Annotated in this window: 15 protein-coding genes; 5 read left to right on the top strand and 10 right to left on the bottom strand. The window is 64.7% G+C overall.

Annotated elements, in window-relative coordinates; translation table 11 throughout:
- The first annotated feature begins 145 nt into the window (after positions 1-145).
- On the top strand, positions 146-1,501 hold the full coding sequence (locus MVA47_RS24815; protein WP_247211064.1) for an amino acid permease: 1,356 nt from the start codon (positions 146-148) through the stop codon (positions 1,499-1,501).
- Between the two features lie 66 nt (positions 1,502-1,567).
- Positions 1,568-2,548 carry an ABC transporter substrate-binding protein gene (locus tag MVA47_RS24820; protein ID WP_247210269.1) on the top strand — a complete coding sequence of 327 codons (981 nt, stop codon included), beginning with the start codon at positions 1,568-1,570 and terminating at the stop codon, positions 2,546-2,548.
- Here MVA47_RS24820 and MVA47_RS24825 read toward each other — a convergent pair whose 3' ends face one another.
- From MVA47_RS24825 to MVA47_RS24855, 7 genes are read right to left on the bottom strand one after another with little or no spacing between them, the layout of a single operon-like run.
- A complete protein-coding gene (locus tag MVA47_RS24825; RefSeq protein ID WP_247210270.1) occupies positions 2,549-3,721 on the bottom strand; it encodes a VWA domain-containing protein in 1,173 nt (390 codons plus the stop codon).
- Positions 3,711-6,053, bottom strand: a complete 2,343-nt coding sequence (locus MVA47_RS24830; protein ID WP_247211065.1) for a DUF5682 family protein — start codon at positions 6,051-6,053, stop codon at positions 3,711-3,713. The genes MVA47_RS24825 and MVA47_RS24830 overlap by 11 nt, the downstream gene beginning before the upstream one ends.
- Before the next feature lie 50 nt (positions 6,054-6,103).
- A complete protein-coding gene (locus MVA47_RS24835; RefSeq protein WP_247210271.1) occupies positions 6,104-7,213 on the bottom strand; it encodes an AAA family ATPase in 1,110 nt (369 codons plus the stop codon).
- Complete coding sequence (locus MVA47_RS24840) at positions 7,210-8,697, bottom strand: DUF5691 domain-containing protein (protein ID WP_247210272.1); 1,488 nt, start codon at positions 8,695-8,697, stop codon at positions 7,210-7,212. Before MVA47_RS24840 ends, MVA47_RS24835 begins: the two co-directional genes overlap by 4 nt.
- A complete protein-coding gene (locus tag MVA47_RS24845) occupies positions 8,694-9,029 on the bottom strand; it encodes a hypothetical protein (RefSeq protein WP_247210273.1) in 336 nt (111 codons plus the stop codon). The genes MVA47_RS24840 and MVA47_RS24845 overlap by 4 nt, the downstream gene beginning before the upstream one ends.
- On the bottom strand, positions 9,026-10,024 hold the full coding sequence (locus tag MVA47_RS24850) for an SWIM zinc finger family protein (protein ID WP_247210274.1): 999 nt from the start codon (positions 10,022-10,024) through the stop codon (positions 9,026-9,028). The genes MVA47_RS24845 and MVA47_RS24850 overlap by 4 nt, the downstream gene beginning before the upstream one ends.
- A gap of 46 nt (positions 10,025-10,070) precedes the next feature.
- Entirely contained in the window at positions 10,071-10,718 is a 648-nt protein-coding gene (locus MVA47_RS24855; RefSeq protein ID WP_308280600.1) for a TetR family transcriptional regulator, read from the bottom strand.
- 143 nt (positions 10,719-10,861) lie between these two features.
- On the opposite strand from MVA47_RS24855, the gene MVA47_RS24860 reads away from it, so the two are divergent.
- Both MVA47_RS24860 and MVA47_RS24865 read left to right on the top strand, forming a co-directional pair.
- On the top strand, positions 10,862-12,421 hold the full coding sequence (locus MVA47_RS24860) for an MFS transporter (protein ID WP_247210276.1): 1,560 nt from the start codon (positions 10,862-10,864) through the stop codon (positions 12,419-12,421).
- A 139-nt stretch (positions 12,422-12,560) separates the two neighbouring features.
- A complete protein-coding gene (locus MVA47_RS24865; protein WP_247210277.1) occupies positions 12,561-13,376 on the top strand; it encodes a MerR family transcriptional regulator in 816 nt (271 codons plus the stop codon).
- A 124-nt stretch (positions 13,377-13,500) separates the two neighbouring features.
- Here MVA47_RS24865 and clpB read toward each other — a convergent pair whose 3' ends face one another.
- From clpB to MVA47_RS24880, 3 genes are all read right to left on the bottom strand, one after another.
- The gene (clpB, locus tag MVA47_RS24870; protein ID WP_247210278.1) at positions 13,501-16,050 is read right to left on the bottom strand and encodes an ATP-dependent chaperone ClpB; all 2,550 of its coding nucleotides are present in this window, start codon (positions 16,048-16,050) and stop codon (positions 13,501-13,503) included.
- Positions 16,051-16,183: 133 nt separating this feature from the next.
- Positions 16,184-16,825: a maleylpyruvate isomerase family mycothiol-dependent enzyme gene (locus tag MVA47_RS24875; protein WP_247210279.1), complete on the bottom strand. Its 642-nt coding sequence runs from the start codon at positions 16,823-16,825 to the stop codon at positions 16,184-16,186.
- Between the two features lie 734 nt (positions 16,826-17,559).
- Positions 17,560-18,162, bottom strand: a complete 603-nt coding sequence (locus MVA47_RS24880) for a TetR/AcrR family transcriptional regulator (protein ID WP_247210280.1) — start codon at positions 18,160-18,162, stop codon at positions 17,560-17,562.
- An 86-nt stretch (positions 18,163-18,248) separates the two neighbouring features.
- Here MVA47_RS24880 and MVA47_RS24885 point away from each other — a divergent pair, with 86 nt between their 5' ends.
- Positions 18,249-19,502, top strand: a complete 1,254-nt coding sequence (locus tag MVA47_RS24885; RefSeq protein WP_247210281.1) for an FAD-dependent oxidoreductase — start codon at positions 18,249-18,251, stop codon at positions 19,500-19,502.
- Positions 19,503-19,592: the final 90 nt, after the last annotated feature.

Below are 19,592 nucleotides of genomic sequence, written 5' to 3' on the forward strand. Positions count from 1 at the left end.
CACTGCCTGTGTCGACACTCGCCGTCATCCTGCGGCACCAAAACGTCTGCACGGACGCTCAGTCGTGAGCACCACCGAGAAGAACACCGGCGGATCGGCCACGTCGGCGACGTTGGGCACCAGCCTCAAACCCAGACACATCACGATGATCTCGATCGCGGGCGTCATCGGCGCCGGGTTGTTCGTCGGGTCAGCGAATGCGATCGAGAAGGCCGGGCCGGCAGTCATCATCTCGTACGCGCTTGCCGGGACACTTGTGGTGCTGGTGATGCGCATGCTCGGCGAGATGGCCACCGCCAACCCCAACACGGGTTCCTTCTCGGTCTATTCGCACCGGGCATTGGGGCGATGGGCGGGCTTCTCCGTCGGATGGCTCTACTGGTGGTTCTGGGTGCTGGTGATCCCTGTGGAGGCCACCGCGGCTGCGGAGATCTTCAGCAAACTGATCGGCGGCGACCAATGGATCTGGGCCCTCGCCGTCACCCTGTTGCTCACCGCCACCAACCTCATCAGTGTCGGGAACTACGGCGAGTTCGAGTTCTGGTTCGCCTTGATCAAAGTTGTTGCCATCATTGCGTTCATCGCGATCGGCGTGGTGGCGATCCTCGGCTTGTTCCCGGGTTCGGAGACCAGCGGGGTCAGCCATCTCTGGGAGCCCGACGGCTTCCTTCCGAACGGATACACCGCGATCATCTCGGCCATGCTGGTGACGATGTTCTCTTTCATGGGCACCGAGATCGTCACCATCGCCGCGGCCGAATCACCCGACCCGGAAAAGGGCATCACACGCGCGGTGAACTCGGTGATCTGGCGCATCAGCATCTTCTACATCGGCTCGATCTTTGTCGTGGTGGCCCTCGTTCCGTACAACCAGCTCGACGACGGTTCATATCAGACCGTGCTGGAAACGATAGGCATCCCCGCGTCGGCACAGATCATGGACATCGTGGTGCTCACCGCGGTGGCATCGTGCCTGAACTCCGCCCTGTACACCGCATCGCGCATGCTGTATTCGCTCGGCGAACGGCACGAGGCTCCGGCTGCGGTCAAGAAACTGACGGCCAACGGCGTCCCGTGGGTCTCGGTCCTGGCGTCCATGGTTCTCGGATTCCTTGCCGTCGTAGGCAACTACGTACTACCCGACAAGATCTTCGGCTACCTGCTGGCAACCAGCGGCGCAGTCGCATTGTTCGTGTACCTGTCAATCGCGGTGAGCCAGCTGGTTCTCGGGAAGTCGATGCGCACCCGCCAAGAGACCCCTGCCGTGAGGATGTGGCTGTTCCCTTACCTGACCGGCCTTGTCATCGTCTTCATCGTGGCCGTTCTCGTCCTGATGGCTTTCGACTCGGCCCAGCGCGAGGCCATCACGTTGTCGACCATCTCAGCGGTCATCATCGTGGCCATCGGCGTCTGGATGCAGAAGCGGCACGGCGATCGCGGGTACGACGCCCCGGATGCAGCAAAGGCCGCCGCCCCTGGTGCCCCCGGACCCAAGAAGTAGTTGCCCTTCGACCCTACACATGGTTAGGCTCTCCTAACTCAAGTTGGATTTGGTGAAGGGTGAAGCATGCGCCGGGCGTTCGATCACGGAAAAATCATCGGCAGCGTGCTGGTTGCCTTGTCGCTACTGGCGGCAGGTTGTAGCTCCCCAGACGACGAATCCTCCGACAACGGGGCTTACGAACCGGTGGTTGTCGAGCACCAGTTCGGTTCCACCACAATCGATTCTGACCCGATGACTGTGGTCACGTTGACGGGCAGCTGGACCGATTCCCTCCTCGCGCTCGACGAACCGATCAAAGCCCGGTACGTGACCGAGGGATACGCCGGTGAGAACAACCGATTCGAGTGGACGCCGGAGAACGACGCCGAGGTCATCACCTTTTTCGGCACGGAATCCATCAGCGTCCCTCAACTCGCTGCCCTCGCGCCAGATCTCATCCTCGCCGGCTATCTCGGCAGCGAGGACGAATACAAGCGGATCAGCCAGGTGGCCCCGACCATTCCGGTGATGGCCAAGGACGCGGTCATGGACTCCTGGCAAGACGTGACACTGACGGCGGGCCGGATCTTCGGCAAAGAAGACAAGGCCCAGTCACTGGTGGACGATGTGGAATCCCAGGTCGCCGACTTCAAGACGGATCATCCTGCAGCACAGGGCAAGACATTCTCGTTCGGACAGCTGACCCAGGAAGGTCAGGTCGGTGTGGTCGCCGATGACACCGATCCGGTCAGCAAGTTGATGTCGTCGATGGGCATGGTTCTCGACCCCAAGGTCAAAGAGGTCGCCGAAGGCCAGACACGCGTACTGATCTCGCGTGAACGCACCGATCTGCTGAACTCCGACTTGCTCATACTCTGGCCACTAGGCGGCGATCCGGCGGCGTTCGAATCGCTACCGGGCTGGTCGAATCGGACAGCCGTCAAGAGCGGTGCGGTGGTGTACGTGAACAACAACAACGCGGCGGCACTGAGTGAGCCGACGATCTACTCCGTTCCCTACGCCTTGAACCTCATCGGGGCGGCGGCGGACAAGATCCCCGCCTGATCACATCCCGCGCGCCGCGAGCTCCTTCGACGTCGCCCAGGCCGCGATGTCGCCGCGACCGATGGCCACCGCAAGGAGTTCTGGGAACGCGTCGGGTGTGCATGCAAAAGCGGGTATCCCCATGGCGGACAGAGCCGTTGCGATGTCCCGATCAAATGCCGGCGCACCCTCATCGGACAGCGCCAGCAGCACGATGACCTGCACCCCGGCCGCTGTCATGGCAGCGACCCGGGCCAGCATCTTCTCTCGGAGGCCACCCTCGTAGAGATCGGAGATGAGGACGAAGATCGACTCGGCAGGCCGGGTGATAAGGCCCTGGCAGTACGCGATCGCTTGGTTGATGTCGGTACCACCGCCGAGGGTTGCGCCGAACAAGACGTCCACCGGATCTTCCAGTTCGTCTGTGAGATCCACGATTTCGGTGTCGAACAGCACCAGGGAGGTCTTCACCGAGCGCATCGACGCCAGCACCGAACCGAAGATCGACGCGTACACAATCGACGACGCCATCGATGCCGACTGGTCGATGGCGACGATGACGTCGCGACCCAGATGTTGGGCCCGCCGACCATGCCCCACCAGGTGCTCGGGGACCACCGTTCGGTAGTCCGGTTGATAGTGCTTGAGGTTCCTGGCGATCGTGCGATTCCAGTCGATGTCACCCGGCCGCGGGCGATGCGTGGTTGCCGCCCGGTTCAGCGCACCGGTGACGGCCGCACGCGTCTGGTCGGCCACTCGGCGCTCGACGTCGTCCACCACCTTGCGGACCAGAGCACGCGCCGATGCCCTCGACGTCTCCGGGATGGCCTTGCCGAGCCCGATCAGTGTGCTCACCATCTCGATGTTCGCCTCGACGGTATCCATCAACTCCGGCTCGGCGAGCAGCTTGGTGATACCCAGACGTTCGACGGCGTCTCGCTGCATCACTTGAACCACGTTCGAGGGGAAGTACTTTCGGATGTCACCCAGCCAGCGGGCCACCGACGGCGCTGACCCGCCCAAGCCGCCTCTGCGCGAACGGTCCGACTCATAGAGGGCGGCCAGCGATCGATCCATCCCCTGCATGTGTCCGGGATCGGGCGTCCCGAGCGGCTCATCCGCCGCAGTGCCCACCACCATTCGCCACCGTCGGAGCCTGGTGTCTTCCACTGGGTCTGATTCATCAGGAGACATCAGTGCCCTCCTTCGCCGCCGGCGGCGTGGACTGTGGAGCAGACAGCCCGAGCAGCGCCGCGACAACTGCGACAGCGGGCGCCGCACGCTCTGCGTCGACCGACGACGGAGCCGCCACCTGCACCACACCTCCGCCGATGCCCTTCACCGACTCGGCGATGTTGCGACGGATTCCGGCCTCGAACACACTGAACGTGCGCCGCAGCAACGGGACCAGCTCGGTGAACTGCTCGTCGGGCAGTCCGGCCAGCCAATGGTCGATGACGGCCAGCAGCGACCGATCGTGCACCAGCAGCAGACCTCCCCCACCGATGAAGCCGTCGATCCAGGCAGCCTTGTCCGCGGGCACGGCACCCACCGAGAGCGCACGATGCAACCGCGTTGCCGCCTCATCGCCGTCGATCTCTCTGGAGTCGAGCAGGATTCGGACAATGCGACCGACCAGAGAACCGTGCAGATCCCGACGATCGGCAAGTCCGCGGAGCACGCCACGCCAGTTCGCTGCTTCTTCTCTGGCGACCCCGCCCTGTTCGAGCAGGGCAGTCACCTCGTGCACCTGATCGATCAACGTGCGGAACTCGGCGGCAGCGTCCGCGCCGAGACCGGTGATCGCAGCGGGCAGTCCCGCAGAGACCCGGACCAGCAACGATGTTGTGACGTCGGCAAGGGCGCTGGTGTCGGTGCCTCGCACATCGCCGTAGCGCAAGGCCCGCGACAGGGCAGGCAGAGCACTCATCAGATGCTCCACATCGCGGTCGAGCGCAGCGCGGTCTCGTAAAGCGTTCAGCACCTGGCTCACCGCGGCGGGGAGGTCGGCAAGAAGCGCCTGCTCGAGCACAGCGGTGACCCCGGACAACCGCGACGCCTTGACCGCGCGCTCGATCAGCCTGTTGGTCGCGGCGGCCTCCACCGTGGTCCCCCACGCCGATGCGACCACGATGTCGACCGCGAAATCGGGCTTCCACGCCACGAGCCAGCCCTCCTTGAAGGTGCCCGAACCGCTCACGTCTTCCGGAACGCCCCAGTCGATCGACAAGGCCGCAAGTCGATGCAGCAGAACCGACTTCGCCAGATCAGGAGGTCTGCGCAAGTCCAACACGAGCTCGCGCACCATGGGTTCGATCTTGAGCCGGGCCGAACGGGCAACAGCCCGCAGATCCGCCTCCAGAGGTACCGTCGGGGCGTCCTTGGGCGTGGACCCCAACTGCTCCCCGATCACCAGCTCGTCGGTGATCAGTCGCATCACCGTGTCGTCGCCGTCGCACATCACCGCCTCGGTCGCCTCGCTCACCTCCGCGAGCCCCGGGAGTGGTCGCCGCCGGAGCGTCGACAGACTCTCGGCGAGCCGGGCGGCCTCGATGATGTGCGCCGACGAGATCGCGATGTCTTTGGCGCGCAACAGGTGTGCGACCTTGATCAGCCACCGGGTGATCACGTCCTGATGCTGCGTGAACAGGTGGTGGTACCAACCGGGCGACACCACCCCCGCGCCGTAGCCCGAGGTGAACGCCAGTCGCGAGTGTGTCCACGGCACCCACGCCAGTTTCACCCGGACCTTGGGAGTGCCGCGCAGCACTTTCGCATCCGCTGTTGCGGACGGCAACTTTCCCATCAACGCCGGGGCGTGCCACGCTCCGCAGATCACCGCAACCTTCTGCACGCCTGGCTCTTTGAGCGCTTTGCGCAGAACCTGACGCATATGCGCCTCGCGGCGTTCCTCGTGCAGTCGTTCATCGAGATCGCCCACCGCCGGAAGTTCATCACGCAACGCGGTCATCGCCTCGGCAATGGCATCAAAACCTCCACCATCCGAGCGCGTTTCGATGACGTCATCCCACCATCGTTCCGGGTCGTCGTACCCGGCCGCGTCGGCGAGCACTCCGATGGGATCGGTCCGTACGGGGGCACCCGCGTCGAGACCACCCGGTTCGGCCAGGTCGAGCGTGAGTTCATCGTCCGCCGGCTCGGTCCCGCTCCGGTCACCATCACCGCTGTGGGCCAACACCATCGAAGCAGGGAGGTCGCAGAACCGGACCGGCCGGGCATTGTCGACGGCCCAGCACATGGCCTGCCACTCAGGAGAGAACGCGGCGAAGGGCCAGAATGCCGCGACTGCAGGTTTGGTCACCGCATACGCGAGGATGGCGACAGGCGGCGACATCTCGTCCGACCCGACGAAGCCCACAAGTGGGTCGGCATCCGCCGGTCCTTCGATCAGCACGATGTCCGGGTCGATGCGCCTCAACTCGGCCAGTACCCCACGGGCCGAACCCGGCCCGTGGTGCCGTATCCCGAGCACGTAGGTGCCCGGACCAACATCTTCGGGACGCACGGTGTCGAACGCCTGCGATGTGGTGTCGATTTTCTGCTCGGACACCGCCGTCAAGATCCGACCTCTCGGCACGCCCGGTAGAAGTCGGCCCAATCCTTGCGTTCGCGCACAACGGCTTCCAGGTACTCTGTCCACACCACCGCATCGGCGACCGGGTCTTTGACCACGGCGCCCAGGATGCCTGCGGCAGTGTCGGAAGGCCGGAGCACCCCGTCGCCGAAGTGGGCCGACATCACCGCACCGTGCGTGATCACCGAGATCGCCTCGGCCGTCGACAAGGTGCCGGACGGCTGCTTCACCCGGGTCCGGCCGTCAGCCGTGAGTCCCGACCGCAGTTCGCGGAACACCGTGACCACCCGGCGGATCTCGTCGGACGCACTCGGGATCTCCGGCAGTTCCAGCGTCTGCCCGAGGGCTTGGACGCGCTGCGTCACGATCGCGACCTCCTCGTCGGCGGTCGCGGGCAGCGGCAGGACCACCGTGTTGAAACGACGACGAAGAGCCGACGACAGATCGTTCACACCGCGGTCCCGGTTGTTCGCGGTGGCGATCACCGAGAACCCCTTGGCCGCTTGCACTTCGGTGTCGAGTTCGGGTATCGGGAGCGACTTCTCCGACAACACCGTGATGAGCGCATCCTGTACATCGGAGGGGATGCGGGTGAGCTCCTCGATGCGTGCGATCTTCCCTTCACGCATCGCGGTCATGATCGGTGATGGAACCAGTGCCTGCTCACTCGGGCCCTCGGCCAGCAGTCGGGCATAGTTCCATCCGTAGCGAATCGCTTCCTCCGGAGTACCGGCAGTGCCCTGGATCAACAGGGTGGAGCGGCCACTGATGGCGGCTGTGAGGTGCTCGGACATCCACGTCTTGGCTGTACCGGGTACCCCGAGCAGCAGCAGCGCCCGGTCGGTCGCAAGTGTCGCGACCGCCACCTCGACCAGGCGCCGGGGCCCGATGTACTTGGGAGAGATCGTCGTCCCGTCGTCCAGCGTGCCGCCCAACATATAGGTCACCACCGCTGCTGGGGACAGATTCCAGTGTGGCGGCCGGGGCCGGTCGTCGGTGTCGGCGAGCGCCGCCAGCTCGTGCGCATACAGTTGCTCTGCATGTGGTCGCAGGATGTCTGTGTTCACCGTGGACGCATCGGGGTCTGTCACTTCATCTCCTCGGTGATCGCGGCGCGCAAGATCAGCGCCCACTTGAGTGGTTCGAGCAGCTGGGGCCAGCCGCCCTTCATCCGGTCGGTAACCGCGTCGATCTGCTCGATCCACCGGTGACCTGGTCCGACGGGGAGGCCGGTACGCAGGTGGTCGACCAGCCCACGCCAATGCCAGAGTTGTGTTCCAGAACCCGCGATCGCTTCCCGCAGAACGAGGTTGAGGGCCGTCGCGGCGACCTCGTCCGGCCACGGCACCGGTAGGTGTGGCAGCACTGCTCCGGGCGGGCGCCGGTTGCGTAACCACCACACAGCCGCCTCACCCCTCTCTGCCTCGTCGAGCACTCCGACAAGGCCGGGTTCGGCGCCTTTCCATCGGTACAGAGCCCGGGCCCACGTCGCGCTGTGTTGCGCGACGGCGGCAGCACTCCATGCGCCGAGGACGATGTCGGCGTCGTCATCGGCGACCGCCTCGACCAAGGAGCCAGGATCTTTGCCGAAGATGCCCTCCCACAACGACAGTGGTGTTCTCTCGAGAACCTGACGGGCAAGCCATGCGCCCGCCCCGGTTCCCCGTGGCGGTGTGGGATCGATGCCGTCACGGCGAGCGGACTGGTCGGCACCCTCCGGTAGTACCAGTGCGATACGCCACCGGCGGCCACCACCGGAACCCACCAGGACAGCGCGGGCTCGATCGATCATCCGTTTCTGCAACCCGGAGTCGGGAATCTTGGTGAGCAGACCTGCGGCACCGGCCCGCACCGATCCCTTGCGGTCGTCCAGCGCCATCACGAGAAATTCCTCGTCGATGGGCGACAGCCCGACCGCGAGCGCGCCGAGCAACGCCGCCCTGACGTCGCCGGGCTCCGATGCCCAGGTCTCCTGAAGCCGGCGCAGGGCTTCGGCCGAATCCGCTGTACGCCAACGACGCAACACCTCCACCCGCGCCGGCGTGTCCCCGAGAGACCACACCTCCTCGACATCGACATCGGGCTCGGCGGCGAGATCACGGGCCGGAAGAGTGCCGGGGATGTCACTGACATCGCTGAGCCACCGCCCCCGTTCACCGACCAGGACCGCGACTGCAGGTCTGATGCGGACCTGTCTGGCGGTGCGTTGCAGCAGTGCCGGGATCATCGCCGGTGGCACTCGCAGGTCGCGGGCCGCCATGGATTCGATGGCCCAGGTGGCCAGCTCGTCACCGGAATCGAGTGCCTGACCGAGCAGTCCGGCAAGCCGGTCGTTCATCAGCGGACGGTCCTCGTCCGGTGCGGGCGCCATCGCGTCAACCTGAGGTCCGGCCGGCATCCCGGCCCGGACGGCCACCGTCTCGAGTGCCGCGATCGAGTAGACCGCTGCGACGGCGTCTCTGCGGTCGACCCGGCCCACCGGTTCGGCGATGGCCGGGTCGAAGTCGGTCATCTCGAGCGCTTTGCCACCCACCCCCACCGTGGCCGCGGACACCAATTCGTCCCAGGCGTTCACGCCGCACCTATCTGCTGTACCGAAAGTGGTTCGGTTGCAATCGGATCAAGCCCTTCTGGTCCCAGTTCGCCGAACACCTGTACGGCACGGCCGCCGGAGATGGCCAGCAGGGTGTACCAGCGGTCGTCGGAGGTGTCGAGGCTCACCGACGCGCCGTCATCGTCGACGAGCAACCTGACGCCGTCAGCGACGGCGGGGCGCCCGACAATCGCCACCGGAAACGTCTGCAGCCAGGGATCTTTCGCTATTGCGTCGGCCCGATCGGCGAGTGCGGCCGAGACGGTGTCCCCGAAGAGGGTTGACTCTGAACCGGCCAGATCCGGCGGCCTCATCCCGAGGTCGCCGTCGGCAACCAGCGCGCGCAGCGGGGCGACCCCGGGTAGAAGTACAGCGGGCCGTCGAACACCATGCCTGCGAGGAACCGACCGTCGAGCCCGGCCGTGGTGGGCGCGAACGACAACACCACCGCGCGTCGTCCGGTACCGCTGCCCCACAACCAGATCCGGCGGGTGACCAGCTGCTCATCATCCCGGTCACGGACGGCCACGATCTTCCAGGTGTCGCTCACTGGTGCGCTCGCCAACACGTCGGCCCGGGCAACCGGGTAACCGACATGCCTGCGTACGTTGGCGGCCATCGCCGGCTCGAGGTCACGCAAAGATCGATGCGCCTGCACCAACAACCGAAGCATCGCCAGTTCTCGGAGCAGCCGCTCGGGCCAGCGGGTACCCGTCACCATCGCAGGCAGCTCGCGCACCCGGCGGGCCAGACCAGGCGCCTGCGCATCCACGAGTCGCGCCGCCACCGGATCGAAACGCCGGTAAGGATCCGCCTCCGCACCGGCCAAGCCGCTGCGCACCTGGTCATCGAGCCACATCTCGAACTCGTCCAGACCGCCGGCGACGCGGAGTTCTCGCTGCTGTGCAGTGCGGGCCGCACGTTCGGGATCTTTCGGTTCCGCTCGGACCGGACGGGACGGCGCCGCGGCGGCTTTCGCTATGCGCTCGTCTATCCACGGTCTGGCAAAGTCTGCGACCTGCGGTTCTTCGGGCACACCGCCCGCAGTCCAGAGCAACATCAGCCCGAGCGCATGTTTGCAGGGGAACTTCCGCGAAGGACAGGAGCACTTGTAGGCAGGACCGCTCAGATCGACGATCGTCTGGTACGGATTTCTGCCGCTGCCTCGGCAGAGCCCCCACACCACCTGGTCGGCGCAGCCCTGCGAGGACCACGGCGCCGATACGGAGAGTTTCCGACCCGCGGCCTGCGAACCCGGATCAGGGGCGAGCGCCAGTACCTGCTCGGCCCGCCATCGCTGTGTGCCCACACTTCCAACCAACCACAGAGCCCGGACAACCGCATCGACCGGGAGTTCAGAGGTTCTTGGCGACCTCACGGAACGTCTGGTACGTGGCCTTCAGCGTGTCCGCCGCCACCGTCGAATCGGCCATCGAGCCGACCTGTCCGCAGCGCCAGGTGTCGAGCGAGATGTGCATGAGCGACATGAACACCGACACGATCACCCGCACTCGCGCGTCGTCGGCCGGCACTTCCATCCGCTCGGCGACCTTGTCGCTGATGCTGCGGAACTTTCTGTCGCTGAGCTCCATTCCGCGCGCATTCACCGCCGGCGCGTTCTGGATGATCCGGTTCATCGTCTCGAACCGGGAAAGGTCCACCGAGCCGACGGGGCAACGTCCACCGAGGATCTGCACCTGCGCGTTGATCAGCGCTTCGATCTCGTTACCGGTGCGCGGTTGCGCGTCGAGGGAATCGGCCATGGCCACGATCATGTCCTCGGCCGGCGCGAGCACAACATCCTCTTTGGTCGCGAAGTAGCGGTTGAAGGTACGGGGCGAGATGTCCGCGGCGTCCGAGATCTGGTCGACCGTGGTGGCCTCGAAGCCTTGTTCGTCACACAACTTCAGGGCAGCCGCGATCAGCCGATCACGGGTCTGCACCTTCTTGCGTTCCCGAAGACCGGCCCTGACCTGGCCAGTTGCGGCTTGTACGAGTGTCACGTCCACATGATAACCCGACAGCTCAGAAATTGCTGCGGAGCGCGCCAATTGGCGATGTCCGTATTTTGTCCCTTGACGACTTCTGTCTGACTCTGCCACTATTGCCCAGGACCCAATCACCCCTCTTCAGATATGAGGATCTCGTGGCTTCACCCGACACCGTCATCTCACAGGATTCACCTGACAGCGGCCTCGCGAAAGACAGCGCGGCCGCACCGAAGTCGACCGGCGACTCGCGCCGATGGTGGGCGCTGGGAATCATCGCCCTCGCCCAGCTGATGGTGGTACTCGACGCCAGCATCATCACGATCGCCTTGCCCTATGCGCAGGTCGACCTGGACATCTCCGATGCCAACAGACAGTGGGCGCTCACCGCCTACACCCTGATGTTCGGCGGTCTACTACTACTGGGTGGCCGGATGGCCGACTACCTGGGCCGCCGCCGGATGTTCCTGATCGGCCTGGCCGGTTTCGCCGCATCGTCGGCGATGGCCGGATTCGCCTGGGACGCAATGTCCTTCTTCGCCGGACGCGCACTGCAGGGCGTGTTCGCAGCCATTCTCGCCCCCGCAGCCCTGTCCCTGATCACCGTCACATTCACCGAACACCGTGAACGTGCACGCGCTTTTGCCGTCTACGCGGCAGTGTCCGGCGGTGGCGCCGCGATCGGCCTCATCGCAGGAGGCGCGCTCACCGAGTACCTGTCGTGGCGCTGGACCATGCTGGTCAACACCCCGATCGCGATCATCGCGGCCATCGGCGGACTGTGGCTGGTGATCCGGGACATTCCCACCAAACGAACCGGTGGTTACGACCTTCCCGGCGCGATCACGGTGACCCTCGGCCTGATCAGCATCGTCTACGCGTTCACCAAGGCAGCTGAATCCGGCTGGGGCGCATCATCGACCATTTTCTTCTTCGTCGCCGGCGCAGTGTTGCTCGCCGTGTTCGTGGCAATCGAGATGCGCACGTCGAATCCGCTGCTGCCGCTCCGTATTCCTGGCGAACTCAACCGCGGTGGCGCCTACCTGGTCGCCTTCATCATCCCGACGGCGATGTTCGCGATGTTCCTCTTCCTCAGCTACTACTTCCAGAACACGCTCGGGGAGACACCGCTGCGGGCCGGAGTCCTGTTCCTTCCGTTCCCGATCGCTTTGATCGTGTCAGCGGGGGCCGCCAGCTCCCTGCTGCCACGGTTCGGCCCGCGTCCGTTGATGATCGCCGGCACCATCTCCGGTGTCCTGGGCTATCTCTACCTCGCCCAGCTCGACTCGGACTCGTCATGGGTGGCGCATGTCCTGCCCAGCGAGCTCCTGATCGCCCTCGGCATGGGCCTGGTGTTCGTGTCCATGCAGGCGGTGGCGCTGCATCGCATCGACGTCAAAGACTCCGGCGTGGCCAGCGCCCTGGTGAACACCGCGCAGCAGGTCGGCGGTTCGGTGGGCGTCGCGCTCCTGAGTACGATTGTGGCGCAGGTCTTCTCGAACGATTCCGGCAGCGCAACGAGGATCGGTGAAGACGGGAACCCGGTTCCCGTCGATCCAGAGGCGTTCATCTCGGCCAGCATCCACAGCTATGACGTGGCGTTCTACTGGGGAGCCGGGTTCATGGCGCTGGCTCTTGCGGTCACCGTCTTCATGATCCGCATGAATCGGCACGCCCTGGGCGACGAAACCCAGAATGCCGCGGCGGTCGCCGCCTGATCTTCATCGGCCGGAGAACCGGGTCGTGCCCTCGCGGGCGCGGCCCGGTTTTTGCTGTCGGCGAACCCGGCGAGCCGACAAGCTGTTGTGCGTCACCCTTGACCCTGACACCGTGTCAGCCTGCAACGTGGGGACCGCCATGAAAACCATCGGAGAATTCGCCAAACTCGGCCGGGTGTCGGTGCGGATGCTGCGGCATTACGACTCGATCGGTCTGCTCACACCGCAGGTCATCGACCCCCACAGTGGATACCGGTTCTATGAGGTGTCCCAGCTGGAACGGCTCAACCGAATCGTCGCGCTCAAGGACCTCGGTCTACGACTCGAGCAGGTCCGCCGCATTCTCGACGGCGAGCTGACCGGCGCGGATCTACGCGCCATGCTGCGGTTGCGTCAGGTCGAACTCGAGTCGCAGATCCGCCAGGATCAGCACCGGCTCGCCCGGGTGGAGGCGAGGCTTCGACTCATCGAATCGGAGGACAGCATGTCAGAACCCAACATCACCACCAAGACGGTTGAACCGGCCACCACAATCGGTCTGCGGGCCCTGGCCGACAGTGTCACCAGCGAGGACATCGGTCCAGTGATCCAGCCGCTGTACCCGCGGATCATCGAAGCCCTGGGCGCCGCCGGGCAGACGCCCGTCGGACCGAGCATCGCGTACTACGCTCCGGCACCGGAACACTCGCCCGACGCGGTGTGGGTGCACGCCACCTTCCCGGTGGCCGCCGACGCCGTTGCCGGGCTGGAGACGTTCGACATCCCCGGCGGCGAGGTGGCCTCGATGATCCACCTCGGGTCGATGGATCAGATCGACAGCACCTACCAGACACTCAACCGGTGGGTCGGCGAGCAGGGTTACAGACTGACCGGTCAAGGTCGAGAGATCTACCTCGAGATGTCAGATGACCAGAGCCAGTGGGTCACCGAGGTGCAGGTCGACTTCGTTCGCTGACTTTGATCCCTGCGCGTACGTGCGCAGGTGTTTCGTCCAGCTGCAGGTGTTGCAACATCTGCGGACAGCAAGAACCCCTGCACCTGTGGGGTGCAGGGGTTCTTGTGTCATCTGGCGGACCAGATCAGCCCAGGACCAACGTCTCGCCGTCGGCGCTGGTGTTCACGGGCACCACATCGCCGTCGGTGATGTCGCCGGAGAGCAGCGCCCTCGCGAGCTGGTCGCCGATGGCCTGCTGAACCAGCCGGCGCAGTGGCCGGGCCCCGTACAGGGGATCGAAACCGCGTGTGCCGAGCCACTTCTTGGCGTTGTCCGAGACCTCGAGGTGCAGTCGACGCTGTGCGAGCCGCTTCTGCAACTGGCCCAGCTGGATGTCGACGATGGACACCAGTTGCTCCTCGGTGAGCGAGTCGAACACCACCACGTCATCGAGCCGGTTGATGAACTCGGGCTTGAACGCCGAGCGCACGGCCGCCATGACCTGGTCCTTGTTCCCGCCTGCACCGAGGTTCGACGTGAGGACCAAGATGGTGTTCCGGAAGTCGACCGTACGGCCTTGACCGTCCGTCAACCGTCCTTCGTCTAGCACCTGCAGCAACACGTCGAACACGTCGGGGTGGGCCTTCTCGACCTCGTCGAACAGCACCACTGTGTACGGGCGACGCCGAACCGCTTCGGTCAACTGGCCGCCGGACTCGTAGCCGACATATCCCGGAGGCGCACCCACGAGCCGTGCGACACTGTGCTTTTCGCCGTATTCACTCATGTCGATGCGGACCATCGCGCGTTCGTCGTCGAACAAGAACTCTGCCAGTGCCTTGGCGAGCTCGGTCTTGCCGACACCCGTGGGGCCGAGGAACAGGAACGATCCGAGCGGACGGTTCGGGTCTGCCACACCGGCCCGAGCGCGACGAACCGCGTCCGACACCGCCTCGATGGCCTGCTTCTGGCCGACGACCCGCGAGCCCAGTTCGTCTTCCATCCGCAGCAACTTGGCGGTCTCGCCTTCGAGCATGCGACCGGCCGGAATACCGGTCCACGCTGAGACGACCTGCGCCACATCGTCGGGACCGACCTCTTCCTGCAACATCACGTCGCCGTTGACCGCACCCGACTTGGCGGCAGCCGCGTCGAGTTCCTTTTCCAGGACAGGGATCTGGCCGTATCGCAGTTCTGCCGCACGTCCCAGATCTCCGTCTCGTTCGGCGCGCTCGGATTCACCACGGAGGTGCTCCAAACGTTCCTTGAGATCTCGCACCGCGTCGATGGCCTGCTTCTCGCCCTGCCAACGTGCGGAGAGCTCGTTCAGCTTTTCGCGGTGGTCGGCGAGTTCCTGACGCAGTTTGTCCAGGCGCACCTTGGAAGCCTCATCGGTTTCCTTGGCGAGCGCGACCTCCTCGACCTCGAGCCGTCGCACCACCCGCTCGACTTCGTCGATCTCGACCGGACGGGAGTCGATCTCCATGCGCAGACGCGATGCCGCTTCGTCCACGAGGTCGATTGCCTTGTCGGGCAGGAACCTTGCGGTGATGTAGCGGTCACTCAGGGTGGCGGCGGCAACCAGTGCGGAGTCCGTGATCCGGACACCGTGGTGCACCTCGTAGCGCTCCTTGAGCCCACGCAAGATACCGATGGCGTCCTCCACCGAGGGTTCTCCCACGTACACCTGCTGGAACCGGCGTTCGAGAGCGGCGTCCTTCTCGATGTACTGGCGATACTCGCTCAGCGTGGTGGCACCCACGAGCCGCAGTTCACCGCGTGCCAGCATCGGCTTGATCATGTTGCCGGCGTCCATGGCGCCCTCACCGGTGGCACCGGCGCCGACGATGGTGTGCAGCTCATCGATGAACGTGATGACCTGGCCCGCAGAACCTTTGATCTCCTCCAGAACGGCCTTCAGCCGCTCTTCGAACTCGCCGCGATACTTCGCACCGGCGACCATCGACCCCATGTCCAGGGACACAACGGTTTTGCCGCGGAGACTCTCGGGGACGTCGCCGGCGATGATGCGCTGGGCGAGCCCCTCGACGATGGCGGTCTTGCCCACGCCGGGCTCACCGATCAGAACAGGGTTGTTCTTGGTGCGGCGGCTGAGGACCTGCACCACACGTCGGATCTCGGTGTCGCGGCCGATGACCGGATCGAGCTTGCCTTCGCGTGCGGCGGCGGTCAGGTCGGTGGAGTACTTCTCCAGCGCCTGGTACGTGCCTTCCGGATCGGCGGTGGTGACGCGGGCGTTGCCGCGCACGGCCACAAACGCATCGCGCAGCGATTGCGGAGTGGCGCCCAGGTTGGCGAGCAACTTCGCGACGTCGGAGTCGCCGGTCGCCAGCCCGACGACCAGATGTTCGGTGGAGACGTACTCATCGCTCAATTCGCCGGCGAGCTGCTGGGCCGCCGAGACAGCCGCGATCGATTCGCGACTGAGTTGCGGGGTTGAGCTGGCGCCGGATGCCTTCGGCAGTCGGTCGACCAGCTGTTGGGCGGCAGTGCGCGCCTGAGCGGGATCAACGCCGACCGCCTTGAGCAGCGGCGCGGCGATCCCGTCGGACTGATCGAGCAGCGCGACGAGCACGTGTGCCGGTCGGACATCGGGGTTGCCTGCGGCGGCTGCCGCCTGCACCGCGGCCGACAATGCGGCCTGCGTCTTGGTGGTGGGGTTGAAACTGTCCACTCGTGCACCTTCCTTCGGTATTAACAAGCAGGTACGGGCTCCTAGTGTGCCCGTTCAGAAGGTGTAACGCACCGAGAGTTGAGTCTGTTCCGCTCAACTAGAAAATTTGCACCGGCTCTTCGCCGGCACCGACTTACGCGGTCGTCGCGAGTTTCTCCACGCCCGGCCCCACCAACGCGCCTGGTGGAACCGGACGACCCGACACCGCCAGGAGTAGATCGATCGCCCGCCCACGCACCTCAACGGCGCCAGCACCCCCGAGCACAACATCCGAGTCGGTGACGGTCAGACGCAGCCCGACCACCCGTTCCCGTCCCCCGCCGAACCCCACCGCGGTTTTCACCTGATAACTCAGCGCCTCGACCACCGGATCCACCGGATAGCCCACATCGTTGCCCAACGGCCGCCGAATGTCTTCACCGTGGACGAACATCTCGACGAGCCGCGTCTTCGAGTTGGCCGGCGGCGTCCTCGTCGACGTGATCACCTCGCCCAACGCTTCTAGCGTCTGTCGGGGATCAGCACGCTTTTGCTGGGCTATCCCGGCCGAGTTGTCGCGATCGAAGTCGAACCGATTGGCCATCATCCGACGCGCGAAACCGAGACGGGTGGTCATCGCCCCATCGATCAGGTGGGCCAGAACGTCGTGCACATCCCAACCCGGACACAGTGATGGCTTCGCCCAAGCATCTGCAGGTAGGTCGCTCAGATCTCTCACCAAACGCTCGCGCTCGGCGTGGACAACCGGCCAGACCGCAGAAAAATTGCTTCCCATGCTGAGACAGACCTGGCCGGGCGATGGAAGTCATCGTGCGAAAGTTGTCCACCCCGCGATGCATAACCCAACCCCTTGTGATTGCCGACACACTCGTGATATTCATGAAACAGAGATATTAATCTCGTTTCATTGCATCACAGGGCAACGAACAAATCCGGGTCGGGAAAGGACCATAATGCTGTCTGCAATTTTTTACTTCATCGAATCCATCGACAACGCACTGTGGGATTTCGCGGAGGTCATCGTCACCGGTAGCGACGCTTAGGCCGATTTCCGCGTCTGACCATCGGGCGCTGACCAACTGATCACTGGCCGTGTGCAGCAATCGCTGGACGCGGCCAGTGTGTTCAGTGAGACAACAGCCATAGCGACGACCAATCCCGCTACCAGACAGTTCATCTACGAAATGAAATCCACGCCCGCTGCGTTGTCGCTTGCACCCAGCACCCGAATTGCTGGCGATACGATTTCGTCACTCCCCCACAGGAACCTTGTTCCCAATCGCGGGCATACGAGGCGACGCCGTCAATGAACCCAGCCGCATTGTCAATTCTCGCGATGGCGCAATTCTCGAGATCCGCCCGCCGATTCAACCTTGTTTGCAACCTCTGCCGCCCAAACCGATGTTGCCGCAGCCTGCTCGAACGACCTCGATTCTGCCGGCGGCAATCCCGCATCTTCGCGCGCCTCCGTCGACCATGGCATTGTCGACGTGGCCATCGACAGCACCGTCACATGATTCCGCGTAGGTAAGCAGCCAACGCTCCGACCGCTTCTCGTCGAGCCGCGGGAGACGGGGTCGCGATCTGGGTGAAGACAAGGGAGTCGATGAGCCGCACGAGTTCGCTTGTACGTTCCCCGGGGTCGCTCACACCGAAGCGGGTCAGGACCAGTTCGGCGGCGGCGCCCGCGCCCGCCTGCACAGCGGAGAATGACGAAAGTGCTTGATGCAGAGCGTCGTCGGCGGGTAACTCGATCAGCAGCGCATAGCGGGCGCGCATGTCCACCGGCCGACCGACGAGTGAGTCCATCAGCGCGACGGCGGCGGCGGTGAGCGAACCGATCCGTTCACCGGCGTCGTCAGGCACGGACGTCCCGAGGTCGAGCAGAATGTTGTCGGCATTGTCCGCACTGCGTTGCGCGAGCCGCCTCGCGGCGAGGCCGAGAAGCGCCTGCCGCGTCGGCGCGTAGTACGACGTGGAGCCCTGAGGAATTCCTGCAGTCGAGTCCACAGCGCGATGGGTCAGCCCGCGCAATCCCTGCCCCGCGATCAAGCCGATGGCCGTATCGGCGATGACGTCAGCCCGCGATTGACCGGTCGTTCTGGATGTCATTCGACAACTCTACAGGTGTTGCATCTCTTCTCTACGCCTGTAAAGTCGAACAGGCAGTGGCACTACAGGTGTAGTAGGAGGGCAGCATGAAGGTCGCAGTGGTGGGGGCTGGTATCGGCGGATTGTGCGTGGCCGTCGGACTACAGCGCAACGGTGCCGACGTCACCGTGTTCGAACGCTCGGACCGGGTTCGTGCAGGCGGGTCGGGACTGTCGATCTTCGGCAACGGACTTCGAGCACTTGAATCTCTTGGGCTCAGGGAACAGTTCGAGGCGATCACATCGCCGGAGGCTGCGACCTATCGCAGCGGACAACGGCGGCCCGACGGCCGATGGTTGGCCACGATCCCGCCTGATGCAGTCTCCGACTTACGCATTGTGCATCGCACCGATCTGCACCACATGCTGCTTGCCCAATTGCAGCCTGGAACCCTCCGATGTTCGATGGAGGTGATCGGTGCTCATTCCGACGGAATCGTACGCATTCGCCACACGCCCGGTTCGGCGAGCGAGCAAGACTTCGACCTCGTCGTCGCAGCCGACGGCCTTCACAGCGGCTTCCGCGCTCGATGGGGCCGAGACCCCGGCGTTCGGTACGCCGGATACAGCGCTTGGCGCGGTATCACCTCCACGCCGGTCGACCTACAGGGCGAGGCAGGCGAAACCTGGGGTGAGCAAATGCGATTCGGTGTCGCGCCGTTGGCCGACGGTCGTGTCTACTGGTTCGGTGTGGCCACCATGCCAAGGCGCCGACCTCTGTCTGCGCCGTACGAATACGCCGAACTGAATCGGATGTTCGGCACCTGGCACTCCCCCATTCCCGAGTTGATCCGCACCACGGAGCCCGAAGCGGTCTCATTTCTTCCCATCGATGAACTCGCCGGCGACCTTCCGTCGTACCGACATGGCCGCTGCGTCCTACTAGGCGATGCTGCGCATGCCATGACACCCAATCTCGGCCAGGGAGGCGGTCAGGCGATGGAAGACGCCGCAACGCTCGCCGCACTCCTGTCCCCCATTGCCGCGGGCGTCAATCCTGATGAGCGCACCATCGATTCGATTCTCAACAGCTATGACAAAGCGCGCCGACCACGGACCCAGGCTCTCGCCAGACGATCCCGACGGCTCGGGACACTCGCACACGTCCGCGGACGTAGCCGCACGGCCGTTCGGGACCTGCTACTACAGACCACGCCACCGTCGGCGCTTCGGTCACAACTCAAACGAACGCAGGACTGGCACCCACCCGAGGTCGCGGCGGTTCCTCGCCGCATGTCATCGCCGTCTGGTCGGTGCGAACCGGCCCTGTTGCACAGACACAAAAGCAGATTGGGAGGATAGATCCCGGCGCGTCGGCACCCGCTGGGCGTTTCTCATACCGGCGTCAGGGAGCGCGAGATGCAGGTGCATTGGTGATTGGTGTGCCGGTAG

This window comes from Williamsia sp. DF01-3 (genome assembly GCF_023051145.1).
In the GTDB taxonomy this organism is placed as follows: Bacteria; Actinomycetota; Actinomycetes; order Mycobacteriales; family Mycobacteriaceae; genus Williamsia.